Genomic DNA, 15,510 nt, shown 5'->3' on the forward strand with positions numbered 1-15,510 from the left:
CGCCGCCTCGCTTCCGTACGGGTGGGTGCTGCCGGGTCACCAGGTCCGAGTCGCGCCGGTGGTGAGCCGCGGGCCCTTGGTGCGCCACTTCGGCTCCTTGTCGAGGGTCTGCGTGGTGACGCCGCGCAGCCTCTTGATGGTCTTGCCGTAGAGCCCGACCGCGTTGGTGGAGAGCTTCCCGCCGGGCGGCTCGTCCATGAACGGCATGAACTTGTCGGGGAAGCCGGGCATCGTGCAGCCGATGCAGATGCCGCCCACGTTGGGGCAGCCGCCCATGCCGTTGATCCACCCCCGCTTGGGCACGTTGCACTTCACCACCGGCCCCCAGCAGCCGAGCTTCACGATGCACTTGGGGGAGCCGTACTCCGTCGCGAAGTCGGCCTGCTCGTAGTAGCCGGCCCGGTCGCAGCCCTCGTGCACGGTGCTACCGAACAGCCACGTGGGTCGGAGCGCGTCGTCGAGCGGGATCATCGGCGCCTGTCCGGTGGCCATGTAGAGCAGGTAGGTCAGCGTCTCGGACAGGTTGTCGGGCTGGATCGGGCAGCCGGGCACGCAGACGATCGGGATGTCGGCCTTGGACTTCCACCCCCAGCCCAGGTAGTCGGGCACCCCCATCGCGCCGGTCGGGTTGCCCTGCATGGCGTGGATGCCGCCGTACGTCGCGCAGGTGCCGACCGCGACGACGGCCGTCGCCTTGGGGGCCAGCCGGTCGAGCCACTCGCTGGTGGTCATCGGCTGCCCGGTCATCGGGTCGTTGCCGAACCCGCACCAGTAGCCCTCGTCGTGCAGCTTCTCGTTGGGGATGGACCCCTCGACGACCAGCACGAACGGCTCGAGCTCGCCCCGGTCGGCCTTGAAGAACCACTCCAGGAAGTCGTCGGCACCGCCGGTCGGGCCGCACTCGAAGTCGATCAGCGGCCAGTGCACGGCCACCTGCGGGAGCCCCGGGAGGGCGCCGAGCGCGATCTCCTCGATGCTGGGCTGCGTCGCCGCGGTCAGCGCGACGGAGTCACCGTCACAGCTGAGACCGGCGTTGATCCACAGGACGTGGATGAGTGTCTGCTCCGCTTGCACTGCCTCGGCTGTTGGCATTGCGCCGGCTCTCCGGGGGCGCCCGTGAAAGTCCCCCTGTTGTGTCTGCCACGGACCGCAGAGGGTCCCTTGAGTCCCAACTCATCAGAGACCCGCGTCACGCGCGATGTCAAGGGTCCGCGGACCGGCCTCCGCATCCCCCGGAAAGCGTCATCCGAGCCAGTCGTACCAGTCCTGGACGTTCGCCCCGGTACGGGCCGAGACCGGCAGAACCTGCACGTCTGGGTTGACCTGCCGGGCGTCCCGGACGAGCCGTTCCGGGTCGAACTCGACATAGGGCAGCAGGTCGGTCTTGTTGAGCACGACCAGGTCCGCGGCGGCGAACATGTGCGGGTACTTCAGCGGCTTGTCGTCGCCCTCGGTCACCGAGATGACCACCACCTTGCGGGCTTCCCCGAGGTCGAACAGCGCCGGGCACACCAGATTCCCGACGTTCTCCACGACGAGCAGGCTGCCGGGCTCCGGGCGCAGCGCGGCCAGGGCGCGCTCGACCATGCTCGCGTCGAGGTGGCAGCCGGCGCCGGTGTTGACCTGCACGGCCCGGGCCCCGGCGGCCCGGATCCGCGCGGCGTCGAAGACCGTCTCCTGGTCGCCCTCGATCACGCTCACCGGGCGGCCGAGGTCCCGGATGGTCCGCTCGAGCAGCGTGGTCTTGCCGGCGCCGGGCGAGCTCATCAGGTTGACCGCGGTGATGCCGCGCCCGGTCAGCCAGGCCCGGTTGCGACCCGCGGTCTCGTCGTTGCGGGCCAGCACCGCGACCTCGAGCTCCAGGGTGTGGGTGCGGGCGTCCAGGACGGCCCCCGGGTGAGGGTGCGGGTGCTCGTGGCCGTGCGGGTGCTCGTGCTCCGGTGGGTCCGCGCCGTCGACGAGCGTCACCCGGGCCTCGTCCTCCCCGCAGCCGCAGGTCGCGCACATCTCAGAGCACCTCCACCGACGTCACGCACAGGTCCTGGCCGGACAGCAGCTGCACGTCGGCGCTGCCGCAGCCGCACAGCAGGATCGGGTCGTCGACGACGAAGTCGCACGAGCAGCTCCGGCAGTGCGCCCGGGCGTGCTCCTCGACGAGCTCGAGCGAGGCGCCCTCGAGCGACGTACCCGTGGTGGCGAGGTCGAAGCAGAACGACAGGGCGTCGGGGACCACCCCGGCGAGCCGGCCGACCCGCAGCCGCACGACGGCGACCCGTCGCCCTCCGGTGTGCTCGAGGACCGAGGCCACCACGCTCTCCGCGATCGCCAGCTCGTGCATGCGTGCTCCCGCCCGTCCCGAGCACGGTAGGCACCCGGGGGAGGCCTTGGCAATGAGGTCCTGGGGGGATGGCAGGATGCCGCGGGTGACGATCATCGCGGCCGCGGACGGCTCCGCACTCGGGAACCCCGGCCCGGCCGGCTGGGGTTGGTACGTCGACGACGCCTGCTGGGCGGTCGGCGGCTGGGCGCACGGCACGAACAACAAGGCGGAGCTCACCGCCGTGCTCGACCTGCTCCAGCAGACCGCGCACCTCGCCGACGACCTGCTGGTCTACTGCGACAGCACCTACGTCATCAACTCGGTCACCAAGTGGATGGCCGGCTGGAAGCGCCGGGGCTGGAAGAAGGGCGACGGCAAGGCCGTGCTCAACGTCGAGATCATGCAGGCGCTGGACGCGGCGATGGTGGGGCGCACGGTCGAGTTCGCGTGGGTCAAGGGGCACTCCGGCCACGAGCTCAACGAGGCGGCGGACCGGCTCGCCAACGGGGCCGCCGCGGCCTGGAAGACCGGGGTCGCGCCGTCTCCCGGTCCCGGCTTCGCCGGCTCCGCGGTGCGGCACCCGGACCCGCCCCGGCCGGTCGAGGACGAGCCGGACCTGTTCTCCTAGCCCGTCCCGCTAGGCCGGGTGGACGGCGGCCATCGCCTGGTCCAGGAGGGTGGAGAGCCGGCTGCGCGGCTCGTCGACCCAGGCCTCCTGCGCCACCTCGAGGCAGGCCAGCGCGCCCGCGGTCAGCGCGGCGGCACGGACGTCGGGACCACGCCCGCCGTGGCGGCGGGGGAGGCGCACGGCCACCAGGGGAGTGAGGACCTCCTCCCAGCGGCGTCGCCGCTCCAGGACGCTGGCCCGGACCGCGGGCTCGTCGCGCAGCATGAGCTGCAGGGCGCGCGAGTGGGCGGCGTGCTGCTCCTGCGGACGCACGACCTCGTCGAACGCCGCGCGCAGGGCCGTCCAGGCCGGCTCGTCGGAGGGCCGGTCGCGCAGCGCGGCGGCGACCCGGTCGCCGGACTCCAGCAGCCGTTCCAGGACGAGCTCGTCCTTGCCGCTGAAGTAGCGGAAGAAGGTACGGCGCGACATGCCCGCGGCCGCGGCGATCTGGTCGACGGTCGTGGCCTCGAACCCCTGCTCGGCGAAGAGCAGCCAGGCCCGCTTCATCACCTCGTCGCGCACGGCACCGCGTGCGTGGTCCCGCAGCGTCAGCTCGGTCGGCATGCCGCTCACCGTAACACCACTGACATGTAGGGCCGCAGCTGGCACTCAGTGTCACAAAAGGCGTACGATGCCGTCATTCCGCCGACCCGGGCCTCGTGCCGGGTCGAGCCGGGACCCAGGTCACCCCAGGAAGGAACCCCATGGCCCACAGCCCCGACGTCGACGTGGCAGCACTCGACCCCGACGCGCGGATCGCCGCGCACACCTCGCCCCGGCGAGCCACCCTCGAGCTGGTGGTGATCGGGCTCGGCGCGCTGGTGGTGTCGCTGTCCCAGTCGGTGCTCGTCCCGGTGCTCTCGATCCTCCCGGCCCGCCTGGACACCTCGGCCAGCAACGTGAGCTGGCTGCTGACCTCGACGCTGCTGGTGGCGGCCGTCTCGGTGCCGATCATGGGTCGCCTCGGCGACATGTACGGCAAGCGGCTGATGCTCCTGGTCGCGGTGGGTGCGCTCACCCTGGGCTCGCTCGTCACCGCGCTGACCGACGACATCGGGTGGCTGATCGTCGGCCGTGCCGTCCAGGGGGCCTCGGCGGCCGCCATCCCGCTGGGGATCAGCCTGCTCGCGGCGCTGATGCCGCGGGAGCGGGTCGGGTCCGCGATCGCGCTGATCAGCGCGATGCTCGGCGTCGGGGGAGCGCTCGGCCTGCCGCTGGCCGGGTTCGTCGCGGAGCACGCCGACTTCCACGCGCTGTTCTGGATCACCGCCGCGGCGGGCCTCGTCGCGTTCGCCGGCATCCTCACGATCGTCCCGGAGTCCCCGGCCCGCAGCGGCGGCCGCGTCGACCTGGTGGGCGCGACGCTGCTCGCCGCCGGCCTGGTCTGCCTGATGCTGCCCCTCGCGCAGAGCTCCGCCTGGGGCTGGGACGACCCCCGCGTCAGCGTCCTGCTGGTCGCGTCCGTGGTGGTCCTCGCCGGGTTCGGCTGGACCCAGCTGCGGATCCGCGACCCGCTCGTGGATCTCAGGGCCCTCGGCCGCAAGCCGATCGTGATCACCAACCTGGCCTCGGTGCTGTTCGGCTTCGCACTGTTCGCCTCCTTCATCGGCACGGCGTCGTTCGTGGAGGCACCGGAGGCCAGCGGCTACGGCTTCGGCTCCAGCCTGCTGGTCGGCGGCCTGGCGATGCTGCCCAGCGGCCTGGCGATGCTGCTGCTGTCCCCGGTGGCCGCCCGGCTCATCGAGCGGCGCGGTGCGCCGCAGACCCTCGCCCTCGGTGCCACCGTGGTCGCGGCCGGCTGGCTGCTGCGGATCGTGTGGAGCGGCTCGCTGTGGGAGGTCGTCGTCGGCGCCACGATCGTCGGGATCGGCACCGGCATCGGGTACGCCGCGATCCCGTCCCTGATCAACGCGCACACCCCGGCCGGCGAGATCGCCTCGGCCAACGGCCTCAACAGCCTGTTCCGCAGCTTCGGCAGCTCGCTCGCGAGCGCGGTCGGCGGCAGCATCCTCGCCGCGAACACCGTCATCCTCGGCAGCTTCGCGGTGCCGTCACTGGCGGCGTACCAGGGGCTCTTCGCGATCTGCGCAGGCGCCTCGATCCTGGCGGCCGCGCTCGTGCTGCTCGTCCCGCACCGCCGCGGCGGCGCCGCGGCCCGGGCCTGACGGAGGCCCGGCTCGAGCTGACCTCAGACCCGGGTCAGCGTGAGAGCGCGCAGCCGGGACACCAGCTCGTCGTAGTCCGGCATCCTCCGCGTGTCCTTCACGAACGCGACCAGCGCCTCGCTGGTCGTCCGCTCGTCCCACCCCGACAACAGCTCGATCTCCCGTGTGTTCATCAGCTCCCCGTCCCCAACCGTCACCGGTTCCCACGATGACGCTAGCCACCGACAACCGATGCGTCGAAGGAGTTCCGCCGGTGGTTCAGTCCACCTCTCCGGCCGTGTGCCGGTGCTCACCGGCGGCTCCGGCCGGGCTCCGGCCGCCCCGTGGTGCGGACCAGTTGGAGGCGTCGCGTATCGTTTTCCTTGCTCCCGCCCCGTGTCTCCCCCCGTCGCGGGGCGGGAGCCTTCACGACCCGGCCCGGCGGCCGACCTCAGCGGTCGGAGTCGATGCTCACCCGGTCCACGGCGCCGCCCTCGACCTTCCAGTGCTGGAGCACGTCGGCGTAGGCGCCCGAGCGCAGCAGCTCCTCGCAGGCCCCCTGGACCGCGTCGCGCAGGCCCCGCTGGTCCGGGGCGACGACGATGCCGTAGAGGCCCGGCTCGTACTGCGTCGTGGAGGCGAGCTGGTACTGCGTCCGGGTCCGCTCGTCGTTGACGAGGAACACCGCGGGCGGCAGGTCATTGAGCACCGCGGAGGCCCGCCCGGTCCGCAGCTGCACGAGCGCGTCCGAGTTCGTGGGGTAGGTCCGGACCATGATCGGCTCGTCCGGGCAGTTGGTCTGGGCGCGCGCCAGGAGGTCCACCTGGGTGGTGCCCGCCTCGACCGCCACCGGCCGTCCGCACAGGTCCTTGATGTCGGCGATGGCGTCGGGGTTGCCGCGCTGCACGACGATCGCGGTGCCGGCGCTGAAGTAGTTCACGAAGTCGACCGTGCGGGCCCGCTGCGCGGTGTCGGTCATCGCCGACATGGCGAGGTCGATCCGCCCGTCGACGACGTCGGGGAGCAGCTCCATGAAGTCCTGGTTGCTGAACCGGACGCGGACGCCCAGCACCTTGCCGATCGCGGCTCCCAGGTCCGGCTCCACGCCGATGATCGTGCGCCCGTCCGGGCCGAAGGACGACATCGGCGCGTACGACGCGTCGGTCCCCACCGTCAGCGTGCCCCGCTTCTTCACGGCGTCCGGCAGCAGGTCGTGCAGGGCCTGGTCGAACCGCACCTTGCCTGCCCCGGCGGTGTCGGCTGACGACTCCGAGGAGGTCTTCCCGCCGCAGCCGGCCGCGAGGGCCAGGACGGTCGCCAGTGCGACGCCCGCGCCGCGCCGTCGCCAGGTGCCCTGTCGCGTCATACCGTCGTCCGCTCCGCGGCGCCCACCAGGGGTACGTCGCTGCCGGCCGGCGCGCCGGCGCCGTCCTCGATCTGGGTCCAGGGGGCGGGCCGCAGCCACAGGTAGCCCTGCGCGTGGTCGCAGGCCGAGGCGACCAGCCAGTCGGCCACGTCCTGGGTCTCGACGCCCTCGGCGGTGACGACGCAGCCCAGCCGGTGGGCCAGCTCGATGACCGAGCGCACGATGGCGCGGTCGTGCTCGTTGCCCATCAGGTCCGCCACGAACGTCCGGTCGATCTTGATCTCGGTGACGTCGAGGGTGCGCAGCTGGGACAGCCCGGTGAAGCCGATCCCGAAGTCGTCCACCGACATCGAGATGCCCTCGCGGGCCAGGGCGTCGACGACCTGGCCGGCGACGTCGCTGTCGAAGGCCAACGCGGTCTCGGTGATCTCCAGGTGCAGCCGGTGGGGGAGCACCTCGGCCTGCCGGAGGATGTCGCGGACCGAGTCCACGAACTGCAGCGAGGACAGGTTGCGGGCGGAGACGTTGACCGCGACGGTCCAGTCGTGGCCGGCGGCGGTCCACGCGGCGTAGTCGTGCAGCGCCCGCCGCAGCACCCAGCGGGTCAGCGGCTCGATCAGCTCCGACCGCTCGGCGACCGGCAGGAACGCGGCCGGCGGGAGCAGCCCGCGCTCGGGGTGCTGCCACCGGACCAGGGCCTCCACCGAGGTGACCCGTCCGGTGCTGAGCTCGATCTTGGGCTGGTAGTGCAGGACGAGCTCGTCGGACTCCAGGGCCCGGCGCAGCTCGCGCTGCATGACGAGGGCGTCGCTGGCCGGCCGGGTCGCGGCCGGCTCGTAGACCACCACCCCGGTGGGGACGTGCTTGCCGCGGTACATCGCGGCGTCGGCGTGCTGGAGCAGCCCCTCGACGCTGTCGGCGTCGTCGGGGTAGAAGCAGACGCCGAAGCTGGCCTCGACGCTGAGGGTGGCGCCGTCGAGGGTGACCTCGCGGCTGAGCTCCTCGCGGACCCGCGAGAGCAGGGCCACGGTGGCGTCCCGGTCGGCGCCGTGCGGCAGCACCATGCCGAACTCGTCGCCGCCGAGCCGCGCGACGGTGTCGTCGGTCCGCAGGGACTCCGACAGCCGCTGGCCCACGATCTTCAGCAGCTCGTCGCCCGCGTGGTGGCCCAGCGTGTCGTTGACCTCCTTGAAGTGGTCCAGGTCGACCAGGACCAGCGCCCCGCGGTCCCCGGCCCGGCCCTGGACGAGGGACTCCTCGGCGACCCGGCGGAACAGCTCGCGGTTCGGCAGGCCGGTCAGCGGGTCGTGCAGCGCCTGGTGCTCGTGGTCGGCGGCGTGCCGGCGCAGGGCGCGGGTGGTCCACCAGGAGATCAGCGCGAGCACCGCGTAGAGCCCGATCAGGCCGACGCCGAGCCGGGTCATGGTGCCCCGGGTGTCGGCCTCCACCTTGGCGGCGATGGCGTCGTACGGGAGGTACACCTCGAGGACGCCGATGGCCCGGCCGCTGGACTCCGCCACCACCGGCTGCACCACGCGGATCGCGGCGGCCGAGAACTGCGGGCCCGCGTCCACGATCCGCGCGTCGATCCGGCCCGCGGCGGCGGCGCGGAACGACGGGTCGCGGACCGGGAGCGCGCCGAGGATGCTGCCGTCGTCGGAGTAGGACACCGTGCCGCGGAAGCTCAGCAGCCGCAGCCGCACGACCGAGCCGTGGAAGATCGCCAGGTCGGTGGCGGACTGCAGCCGGGCTCGTTCCTCGCCGCTGAGCCCCTCGGACAGGTCGGCGCCGCTGAGCGCGGGCGCGATCGCCATCTGCTCGATGACCGCCGCCTGGGCCTTGCCCTGGTCGAGCGCGTGGGAGAGGCCGTCGTCGTGGTACCCACGCATCAGCACCGCACCGAGCACCGTGACCGGGACCAGGCTGGCGAGCGCGTAGACGGCGAACAGGCTGGTGCCCGTGCGTCGTCGGCGTCGACTCGTCATGGTCCCCTCGCAGGGTCTGGGCGGAAGATTTGTCACAAAATTACCGGCTGGACGGGGTCGCCGAGGGTGCTTCGCGGAAATCCGCCGACCATCCGGGGCCGGGGGCATTTCCACGGGTTCCGGAGGGACCCCGGACAATGGGGTGGTGAACAGGGGTGGACGGGACGGCAGGGACTGGTGGCGGAGGTGACGTCAGGGGTGGGCACAGGGACGAGCGGGGACCCGACGGCAGAGGACGGGGGGCACCAGGACGCGTCCTTCGACCGCTACGCGCGGATGGTGCGGCGGGCGCTGGACGTGCCGGTCGCGCTGGTCTCGCTGGTCGAGGAGACCCGGCAGGTGTTCGTGGGCGCCGAGGGCCTGGCCGAGCCGTACGCCACCAGCCGGGAGACCCCGCTCTCGCACTCCTTCTGCCAGTACGTCGTCCAGGACGCCCGTCCGCTGGTGATCGGCGACGCGCGGTTGGACGAGCGGCTGCACGACAACCTGGCGATCCGGGACCTGGGCGTGATCGCCTACGCCGGCTTCCCGCTGCGGGACGCGAGCGGGCGGACGGTGGGCTCGCTGTGCGCGATCGACCCCGAGCCGCGCGTGTGGACGCAGCCGGAGCTGAGCGCCCTGGAGGACCTCGCGGAGGCCTGCACCGCCGAGCTGGTGCAGCGCGACCTGCGCCGGGCCGCGGTTGCCCGGGCGCACGAGGCGTCCGCGACCTCGGTGCGGTCGCGGCTGCTGCTCGCGCTGAGCGAGCGGCTGGCCACCACCCGGACGCTCGCGGAGGTGTCCGTCGCCGTCGAGAGGGTCGCCCACGAGGAGCTCGGCTGCCTGCAGGCCGGCATGTGGCTGCGCCAGGTGACCGACCCGCTGCAGGTCTCGCGAGCCGCACCGGCCGTCGGGGGCCGCCCCGCCGAGACCCTCACCTTCGTGCACAACCCGGTCACCGACTGGCCCCAGGCCACCACCCACACCACCCTCGCCGTCGGCGAGGACAACCCGCTGGGGTCGGCGCTGCTGCACGACGGGCTGCTGGTGTTCCCGGACCGGGAGGCGCAGAACCGGGCGTATCCGCACCTGGAGACCGCCGTCCAGATCGGGGAGGCGCGGGCGTACATGCCGCTGGTCGCGGCCGGGCACGCCTACGGCGCCCTCGCCCTGGTCTGGCCGGAGGCCCGGGAGTTCGACGACGAGGACCGGGTCACCATCGGCTCGCTGATGTCCTACACCGCCCAGGCGGTGCAGCGGGCGCTGCTGCTGCAGGAGCGGGTCGACGTGGCCGTCACGCTGCAGAACGCGATGCTCACCCGGCTGCCGCAGCCGGACCACCTCGAGCTGGTGGCCCGCTACCGCCCGGCTGCGGCCCGCGAGCAGGTCGGCGGCGACTGGTACGACGCGGTGGTGATGCCCGACGGCGCCACCACCGTGATGGTGGGTGACGTGGTGGGGCACGACATCGACGCCGCCGCCGTGATGGGACAGCTGCGGGCGATGCTGCGCGCGTTCGCGTGGACCCACGCGGACCCGCCGGCCCGCAACGTCGAGCGGCTGGACCGGGCCGCGCTGGACCTGGAGCTGGAGGCGATGGCCACCCTGGTCGTCGCCCGGATCGAGCAGAGCGACGAGGACGCGGCCCGGGGGCTGCGCACGCTGCGCTGGACCACCGCTGGTCACCCGCCCCCGATGCTGCTGCGCCCCGACGGGACCGTCGTGCTGCTGGGCGAGGAGTCGGAGACCGACCCGATGCTGGGTGCGGCGCCGGAGCGGGACCGGCACGACCAGACCGCCGTGCTGCCGGCCGGGTCGACCCTGCTGCTCTACACCGACGGGCTCGTCGAGCGGCGCGGGGAGAACCTCGACCTCGGGCTGGAGCGGGCCCGGGCCTCGGTCGCGCGGCACGGCGGCCGGCCGGCGACGGAGCTGCTGGACCGCATCCTCGACGACCTCGTCGGGGACGCGCCGGGCGACGACGTCGCCCTGCTCGCCGTGCGGTTCCACCCCGAGCACGGGTGAGGCCGCACGCCTGAGCACGGACCTTGGGACCGCCGTGCGGGGACGTTCGTCTCTGTGCGGCGCCGCGGGGGAGTGGTTGCGTCGACGCGTGGGCCCGGGCGGGGCCCCCGACGGAACGGAGCACCCCATGAGCGGCGCGCGCACCCGGGGGCGCGTGGTCGTGGGCGTCGACGGCTCGCCGGGCTCCCGGCAGGCGCTGGACTGGGCGGTGCGGGAGACGCGGCTGCGCGGCACCGTGCTGCACGTCGTGGTCGCCTGGCAGCACCCTCAGTCCTACGCCGGCAACATCTGGAGCCTCGGGCTGGACCCGTCGTTCGACGTGGAGGTCGCCGGCGCCGCGGCCGGGGAGGCCGCCCGGCTGACGCGGGAGGCCGTCGCCGAGGTGACCGTGACCACCACCTCGGCGGCCGTCGAGGGGCACCCGACGCGGGTGCTGCTCGACGAGGTCTCCCCCGAGGACCTGCTGGTCGTGGGGTCGCGGGGCCACGGCGGTTTCGTCGGGGCCCTCATCGGCTCGGTGAGCCAGCACCTCGTGGCCCACGCGACCTGCCCGGTGGTGGTCGTGCCCACCCGCCCATGACCGCGCCGGTGAGCGACCAGGTGCCGGTGCCCACGGTCGCCCAGGAGCCGGTGGAGCGGCTGCTGCGGGACCTCCGCACGTCCGCCGGCGGGCTGTCGGCCCGCGAGGTCGAGCTGCGGCTCGCGGCGGCCGGCCCCAACACCCTGACCCACAGAGGCGGACGACGGTGGCCCGCTCAGCTGCTCAAGCAGTTCACCCAGCCGCTCGCGCTGCTGCTCGTGGCGGCCGGGCTGCTGGCGCTGGGCAACGGCACCACGCCGCTGGCGCTGGCGATCTTCGGGGTGGTCGTGCTCAACGCGGTGTTCGCGTTCCTCCAGGAGCGGCACGCCGAGCACGCGGTCGCCGCGCTGGCGTCGTACCTCCCGGTGCGGGCCACCGTCGTCCGGGACGGCCGTCCGGGCGAGATCGACGCGGTCGGCATCGTCGCGGGCGACGTCCTGGTCGTCGAGGAGGGCGACCGGATCAGCGCGGACGGGCGGGTGGTCTCGGGTGCCGTCGACGTGGACCTGTCCACGCTGACGGGGGAGTCCGAGCCGGTGTCGCGGGGGCCGGTCCCCGACCCGGCGACGGTGCCGCTCCTGCAGGCCGCCGACATGGTCTTCAGCGGCAGCGCGTGCGTCGGCGGCGAGGCCCACGTCGTGGTCACCGCGACCGGGATGCGCACCGAGATCGGCCGGATCGCGGCGCTCTCGCAGCGGGACAAGGTCACCGCGAGCCCGCTGGAGGAGCAGATCCGCGACGTCGCGAGGCTGATCTCGGTGGTGGCCGTCGTCGCGTCGCTGGCCTTCCTGCCCCTCGGGCTGGTCGCCGGCCTGTCGCTCAGCTCGGCCCTGAGCTTCGCGATCGGCATGCTGGTCGCGAACGTCCCCGAGGGCCTGCTGCCGACGATCACCCTGGCGCTGGCCGTCGGGGTGCGCCGGCTGGCCCGCCAGGGCGCCGTGGTCAAGCGGCTCTCGGCGGTGGAGACGCTGGGCTCCACGACGGTGGTGTGCACCGACAAGACCGGGACCCTGACCCGCAACAGCATGCGCGCCGAGGCGGTGTGGACCTTCGCCGGCCGCGCCGAGGCGGACGGGGAGGGGCTGACCTGGTCGCCGGACGAGCCGGCGGCGGTCGCGGCCGGGACCCGGCTCGCGGTGGCCGCCGCGACCTGCTCGACGGCCACGGTCACCGGGCAGGAGGAGGTCGGGGACCCCACGGAGGTGGCCCTCGTCCGGCTGGCCGAACGGCTCGGTGCCCCGCTCGACGCGGCGGCCCGGGACGAGCACCGCCGGCAGCTGTTCCGGTTCGACCCCCGGCTGCGGCGGATGGCCACCGTCGAGGCCGACGGCGGCGGGCTGGTCGTCCACGTCAAGGGCGCGCCGGAGGCGGTCCTGCCGCTGTGCACGCGGCGGCCCGACCGCGACGGCGGCCTCCGGGCGCTGTCCCCGGCCGACCTCGCCCGGCTGCAGGGCGACCTGGACCGGTACGCCGCGCGCGGACTGCGCCTCCTCGCCGTTGCCGAACGCCCGCTCGCGGCCGGGGACGGGACGACCGACCGGACGAGCGTCGAGTCCGGGCTCACCCTGCTGGGCTGCGTCGCGCTCCACGACCCGCCCCGTCCCGAGGTCGCCGCCGCCATCGGGCGGGCGCACCAGGCGGGCATCCGGATCCACGTGGTGACGGGTGACAACGGCACCACCGCCGCCGAGGTGGCCCGCGAGGTCGGGATCGGCACCGGCAGCGCCGGCACCACGACCGTCACCGGGGACGCGCTCGACGCGATGACGGACCACGAGCTCGAGGCGCTGCTGGGGTCCGGCCGCGAGGTGGTCTTCGCCCGCACCTCGCCGGAGGCCAAGCTGCGGATCGCCGACCGGCTCAAGGAGGGCGGCGACGTGGTGGCGATGACCGGCGACGGCGTCAACGACGCGCCCGCGCTCCGCGCCGCCGACATCGGGGTGGCGATGGGCCGGTCGGGCACCGAGGTGGCCCGGCAGGCGGCCACCATCGTCCTGGAGGACGACAACTTCACCACGATCGTCGACGCGGTGGAGGAGGGGCGGCGGGTCTACGACAACGTCCGCAAGTTCATCTTCTACATCCTGTCGCACTCCGTGCCGGAGGTCGTGCCGTTCGTGCTCTACGCGCTGTCCGGCGGCGCCGTGCCGCTGCCGATCACGGTCATGCAGCTGCTCGCGATCGACCTGGTGACCGACACCCTGCCCGCGCTGGCCCTGAGCCGGGAGCCGGCGGAGCCCGGCCTGATGCAGCGCCCGCCCCGACCGCGCTCGGAGGGCGTGATCCGCGGGTCCCTGCTGTGGCGGGCCTGGGGGCTGGTCGGCATCGTCTCGGCGCTGCTGGTGCTCGGCGGGTTCTTCACGGTGCTGGTGCAGGGCGGGTGGGCCTTCCACGACCCGACCGGGCCGGGGACGCCGTTGCACGAGACCTACGTGCAGGCCACCACGGTGGCGTGGCTGGGCATCGTCGCCTGCCAGGTCGGCACCGCCACCGCGGCCCGCACCCAGCGTGCGTCCCTGCGCAGCATCGGCTTCTTCAGCAACCCGCTGCTGCTCTGGGCGATCGGCGCCGAGCTGGTGCTGACCGCGGCGATCATCTATGTCCCGGCCTTCCAGCGGGTCTTCGACACCACCGCCCTGCCGGCCTGGCAGGTGGCGCTCGTGCTGCCGTTCCCGGTGCTGGTGTGGGGGGTCGACGAGGCCCGCCGGTGGCGGGACCGGAGGAGGGGGACGCGGGCCCCTAGGGCGCGTCCCCGAGGTGGACGAGCGTGAACGCCTTGACCAGGACGTAGCCCACCGCGGTCCCGGCCCCGAAGCCGGCTCCGATCAGCAACGTGAGTGCCAGGCCGACGCGGAACCACAGCCGCCAGCCGCCCTGCGGCCGCTCCCTGGAGCGCCTGCGCCGCACCCGTGTCGTGGGTCCCCCGTGGGCGATGCTGGTCATGAGGTCAGCGTGGCCGGTGGGACCGGTGCGGATCAGGGCCGAAGGTCCCCCGCGTCTAGACCGTACGGCGGCCCGCAGACGCGCTGCGGGACTATCCCGGCGTGGGCACGACGCGGTCCGACTCGAGCCGGTCGAACAGCTCGAGGAAGCAGGCGAGCGTCGAGCGGTGCCCGGCGAACCCGGCGGCCCGGCTCCGGGCCAGGTCCTGCTCGCGGAGCCCCTCGCGGGCGGCGAGCGCGGCCCACACCGGTGCGGCGCCGGCCATCTGCTGCTCCAGGGGGCGCGGGCGGGCGTCGTACCCCTCGGCGCGGACGCCGAGGCGGTCGGCCAGCCGCGGCCACATCCAGCGCCACCGGAAGACGTCCCCGTTGGCCACGTTGAACGCGGTGTCGGAGGCGGCCGGCGTGGTGGCGGCCCAGTGCATCTGCTCGGCCAGCAGCCCGGCGTCGGTCATGTCGGTCACGCCGTTCCACTGGGTCTCGGACCCCGGGAACACGAACGGCAGGTCCTGCTCGCGGCAGACGGCCGCTGCGCCGCGAGCGGCCGATGATGGTGTGGGCCCGGTGCACGCTCCAGGTGAAGCCGTCGCGCTCCGCGGCCGCGAACAGCTCGTCCTCCTGGGCGTAGTAGAAGTTCGGGCAGGGCAGCCGGTCCTCGTCCTCGTGGAACGGGGTGTCCGGGACGTCGCCCTCGCCGTACGCCTCGAACGGCCCGAGATAGTGCTTGAGCCCGGTCACCAGCGCGACGTGGCGGACCGACCCCGCGGGCCGGACGGCCTCCAGGACGTCGCGGACCATCGCGCCGTTCACGCGGATGTTCTCCGCCTCGGTCTCCTGGCGCGCCCAGGCGGTGACGAAGACGTGCGTCGGGCGGTGCCCGGCGAGAGCCTCGGCCAGCCCGGCTGCGTCGGTGAGGTCGGCCAGCCGGCGTCCACGAGCAGCCGGGACAGGGCGTCCCCGGAGATGCCGGTGGCGCCGACGACGAGGGCGGTGTGCGGGGTGGGGGAGTCCCTCCCGCCGAGGCTGGGGGGTGCCCTAACCGCCGCCGGTCACAGGTCGGGGTGCAGCAGCCAGTCGCGAACGAGGGCGGCGACCGTGCCCGCGGTGACGGTGGTTCCGATGATCATGGCCAACATGTCCTGGTTGTTCCCCGGTCGGCCAGGACAAAACTCCCCGAGTCCGGCAGACGTCTAGTCCGCGTGTAACCCCGGGGGCCCTCCGAACGATAACCGTGGCGAGGAGTGGGGGAATGGGATGAACACTTTCGAGCTGGAGCTGCTGTCCGAGTGGGACGAGCGGGAGACGTCCGAGGTGCTGGTCGAGTTCGTTCGGCAGCGCCGAAGGTTGCCGAGCTACGACGACCTGGTCGAGCAGTCACGCAAGAAGGTTCCTCGGTGCACCGACCTCCGGGCTGCGAGTGGGGGCTGAAGCGGCCCGGAGGCCGGGAGGCCGTCAGGCAAGGTCGAGCTCCCAGCGCACGAAGTCCGTCGCGGCGGCGTACT

At 73.6% G+C, this 15,510-nt stretch carries 15 protein-coding genes and 1 pseudogene; 6 read left to right on the top strand and 10 right to left on the bottom strand.

The genetic code is table 11. The features are described from left to right. Positions 1-36: 36 nt before the first annotated feature. The 3 genes from KRR39_RS02940 to KRR39_RS02950 all read right to left on the bottom strand — a co-directional run bounded on the left by KRR39_RS02940 (position 37) and on the right by KRR39_RS02950 (position 2,338). Positions 37-1,074, bottom strand: a complete 1,038-nt coding sequence (locus KRR39_RS02940; protein ID WP_216940668.1) for an NADH-quinone oxidoreductase subunit B family protein — start codon at positions 1,072-1,074, stop codon at positions 37-39. Between the two features lie 168 nt (positions 1,075-1,242). Next, the gene (gene hypB / locus KRR39_RS02945; protein ID WP_216940670.1) at positions 1,243-2,007 is read right to left on the bottom strand and encodes a hydrogenase nickel incorporation protein HypB; all 765 of its coding nucleotides are present in this window, start codon (positions 2,005-2,007) and stop codon (positions 1,243-1,245) included. A gap of 1 nt (position 2,008) precedes the next feature. Continuing rightward, the gene (locus tag KRR39_RS02950) at positions 2,009-2,338 is read right to left on the bottom strand and encodes a hydrogenase maturation nickel metallochaperone HypA/HybF (protein ID WP_216940672.1); all 330 of its coding nucleotides are present in this window, start codon (positions 2,336-2,338) and stop codon (positions 2,009-2,011) included. 85 nt (positions 2,339-2,423) lie between these two features. Here KRR39_RS02950 and KRR39_RS02955 point away from each other — a divergent pair, with 85 nt between their 5' ends. Further along, on the top strand, positions 2,424-2,948 hold the full coding sequence (locus tag KRR39_RS02955) for a ribonuclease H family protein (protein WP_254185475.1): 525 nt from the start codon (positions 2,424-2,426) through the stop codon (positions 2,946-2,948). Between the two features lie 9 nt (positions 2,949-2,957). Here the strand turns inward: KRR39_RS02955 and KRR39_RS02960 are convergent, their stop codons facing one another. Beyond that, on the bottom strand, positions 2,958-3,551 hold the full coding sequence (locus KRR39_RS02960) for a TetR family transcriptional regulator (protein WP_216940675.1): 594 nt from the start codon (positions 3,549-3,551) through the stop codon (positions 2,958-2,960). A 140-nt stretch (positions 3,552-3,691) separates the two neighbouring features. On the opposite strand from KRR39_RS02960, the gene KRR39_RS02965 reads away from it, so the two are divergent. Continuing rightward, a complete protein-coding gene (locus KRR39_RS02965) occupies positions 3,692-5,152 on the top strand; it encodes an MFS transporter (protein ID WP_216940676.1) in 1,461 nt (486 codons plus the stop codon). Between the two features lie 23 nt (positions 5,153-5,175). Here the strand turns inward: KRR39_RS02965 and KRR39_RS02970 are convergent, their stop codons facing one another. The 3 genes from KRR39_RS02970 to KRR39_RS02980 form a co-directional block, all read right to left on the bottom strand. Then, positions 5,176-5,325, bottom strand: coding sequence for a hypothetical protein (locus KRR39_RS02970; RefSeq protein ID WP_216940677.1), 150 nt, complete (start codon positions 5,323-5,325; stop codon positions 5,176-5,178). Positions 5,326-5,582: 257 nt separating this feature from the next. Then, positions 5,583-6,497, bottom strand: a complete 915-nt coding sequence (locus tag KRR39_RS02975) for an ABC transporter substrate-binding protein (protein WP_216940678.1) — start codon at positions 6,495-6,497, stop codon at positions 5,583-5,585. Next, positions 6,494-8,482, bottom strand: coding sequence for a putative bifunctional diguanylate cyclase/phosphodiesterase (locus KRR39_RS02980; RefSeq protein ID WP_216940679.1), 1,989 nt, complete (start codon positions 8,480-8,482; stop codon positions 6,494-6,496). Before KRR39_RS02980 ends, KRR39_RS02975 begins: the two co-directional genes overlap by 4 nt. Before the next feature lie 198 nt (positions 8,483-8,680). Here KRR39_RS02980 and KRR39_RS02985 point away from each other — a divergent pair, with 198 nt between their 5' ends. The 3 genes from KRR39_RS02985 to KRR39_RS02995 all read left to right on the top strand — a co-directional run bounded on the left by KRR39_RS02985 (position 8,681) and on the right by KRR39_RS02995 (position 13,837). After that, a complete protein-coding gene (locus KRR39_RS02985) occupies positions 8,681-10,486 on the top strand; it encodes a SpoIIE family protein phosphatase (RefSeq protein ID WP_216940680.1) in 1,806 nt (601 codons plus the stop codon). A gap of 127 nt (positions 10,487-10,613) precedes the next feature. Continuing rightward, the gene (locus KRR39_RS02990; RefSeq protein ID WP_216940681.1) at positions 10,614-11,066 is read left to right on the top strand and encodes a universal stress protein; all 453 of its coding nucleotides are present in this window, start codon (positions 10,614-10,616) and stop codon (positions 11,064-11,066) included. Between the two features lie 8 nt (positions 11,067-11,074). After that, on the top strand, positions 11,075-13,837 hold the full coding sequence (locus KRR39_RS02995) for a cation-translocating P-type ATPase (protein WP_216940682.1): 2,763 nt from the start codon (positions 11,075-11,077) through the stop codon (positions 13,835-13,837). Here KRR39_RS02995 and KRR39_RS03000 read toward each other — a convergent pair. The 3 genes and pseudogenes from KRR39_RS03000 to KRR39_RS25865 all read right to left on the bottom strand — a co-directional run. After that, positions 13,806-14,009 carry a hypothetical protein gene (locus KRR39_RS03000; RefSeq protein WP_216940683.1) on the bottom strand — a complete coding sequence of 68 codons (204 nt, stop codon included), beginning with the start codon at positions 14,007-14,009 and terminating at the stop codon, positions 13,806-13,808. The genes KRR39_RS02995 and KRR39_RS03000 overlap by 32 nt on opposite strands. A gap of 91 nt (positions 14,010-14,100) precedes the next feature. Further along, positions 14,101-14,505, bottom strand: coding sequence for a Rossmann-fold NAD(P)-binding domain-containing protein (locus KRR39_RS03005; RefSeq protein WP_216940684.1), 405 nt, complete (start codon positions 14,503-14,505; stop codon positions 14,101-14,103). Between the two features lie 52 nt (positions 14,506-14,557). Continuing rightward, a pseudogene (locus KRR39_RS25865) lies at positions 14,558-14,938 on the bottom strand (NAD-dependent epimerase/dehydratase family protein); the annotation flags it as partial. Positions 14,939-15,262: 324 nt separating this feature from the next. Here KRR39_RS25865 and KRR39_RS03010 point away from each other — a divergent pair. Next, positions 15,263-15,436: a hypothetical protein gene (locus KRR39_RS03010; protein ID WP_216940685.1), complete on the top strand. Its 174-nt coding sequence runs from the start codon at positions 15,263-15,265 to the stop codon at positions 15,434-15,436. Positions 15,437-15,510: the final 74 nt, after the last annotated feature.

Origin of the sequence: Nocardioides panacis, from assembly GCF_019039255.1 — a bacterium.
Taxonomy (GTDB): Bacteria; Actinomycetota; Actinomycetes; order Propionibacteriales; family Nocardioidaceae; genus Nocardioides_B; species Nocardioides_B panacis.

Bases quoted from the DNA above. Each gene is read 5' to 3' on its own strand.
- hypB (WP_216940670.1), bottom strand. From the start codon at position 2,007: ATGTGCGCGACCTGCGGCTGCGGGGAGGACGAGGCCCGGGTGACGCTC.
- KRR39_RS02950 (WP_216940672.1), bottom strand. From the start codon at position 2,338: ATGCACGAGCTGGCGATCGCGGAGAGCGTGGTGGCCTCGGTCCTCGAG.
- KRR39_RS02960 (WP_216940675.1), bottom strand. From the start codon at position 3,551: ATGCCGACCGAGCTGACGCTGCGGGACCACGCACGCGGTGCCGTGCGC.
- KRR39_RS02965 (WP_216940676.1), top strand. From the start codon at position 3,692: ATGGCCCACAGCCCCGACGTCGACGTGGCAGCACTCGACCCCGACGCG.
- KRR39_RS02970 (WP_216940677.1), bottom strand. From the start codon at position 5,325: ATGAACACACGGGAGATCGAGCTGTTGTCGGGGTGGGACGAGCGGACG.
- KRR39_RS02975 (WP_216940678.1), bottom strand. From the start codon at position 6,497: ATGACGCGACAGGGCACCTGGCGACGGCGCGGCGCGGGCGTCGCACTG.
- KRR39_RS02980 (WP_216940679.1), bottom strand. From the start codon at position 8,482: ATGACGAGTCGACGCCGACGACGCACGGGCACCAGCCTGTTCGCCGTC.
- KRR39_RS02990 (WP_216940681.1), top strand. From the start codon at position 10,614: ATGAGCGGCGCGCGCACCCGGGGGCGCGTGGTCGTGGGCGTCGACGGC.
- KRR39_RS03000 (WP_216940683.1), bottom strand. From the start codon at position 14,009: ATGACCAGCATCGCCCACGGGGGACCCACGACACGGGTGCGGCGCAGG.
- KRR39_RS03010 (WP_216940685.1), top strand. From the start codon at position 15,263: ATGAACACTTTCGAGCTGGAGCTGCTGTCCGAGTGGGACGAGCGGGAG.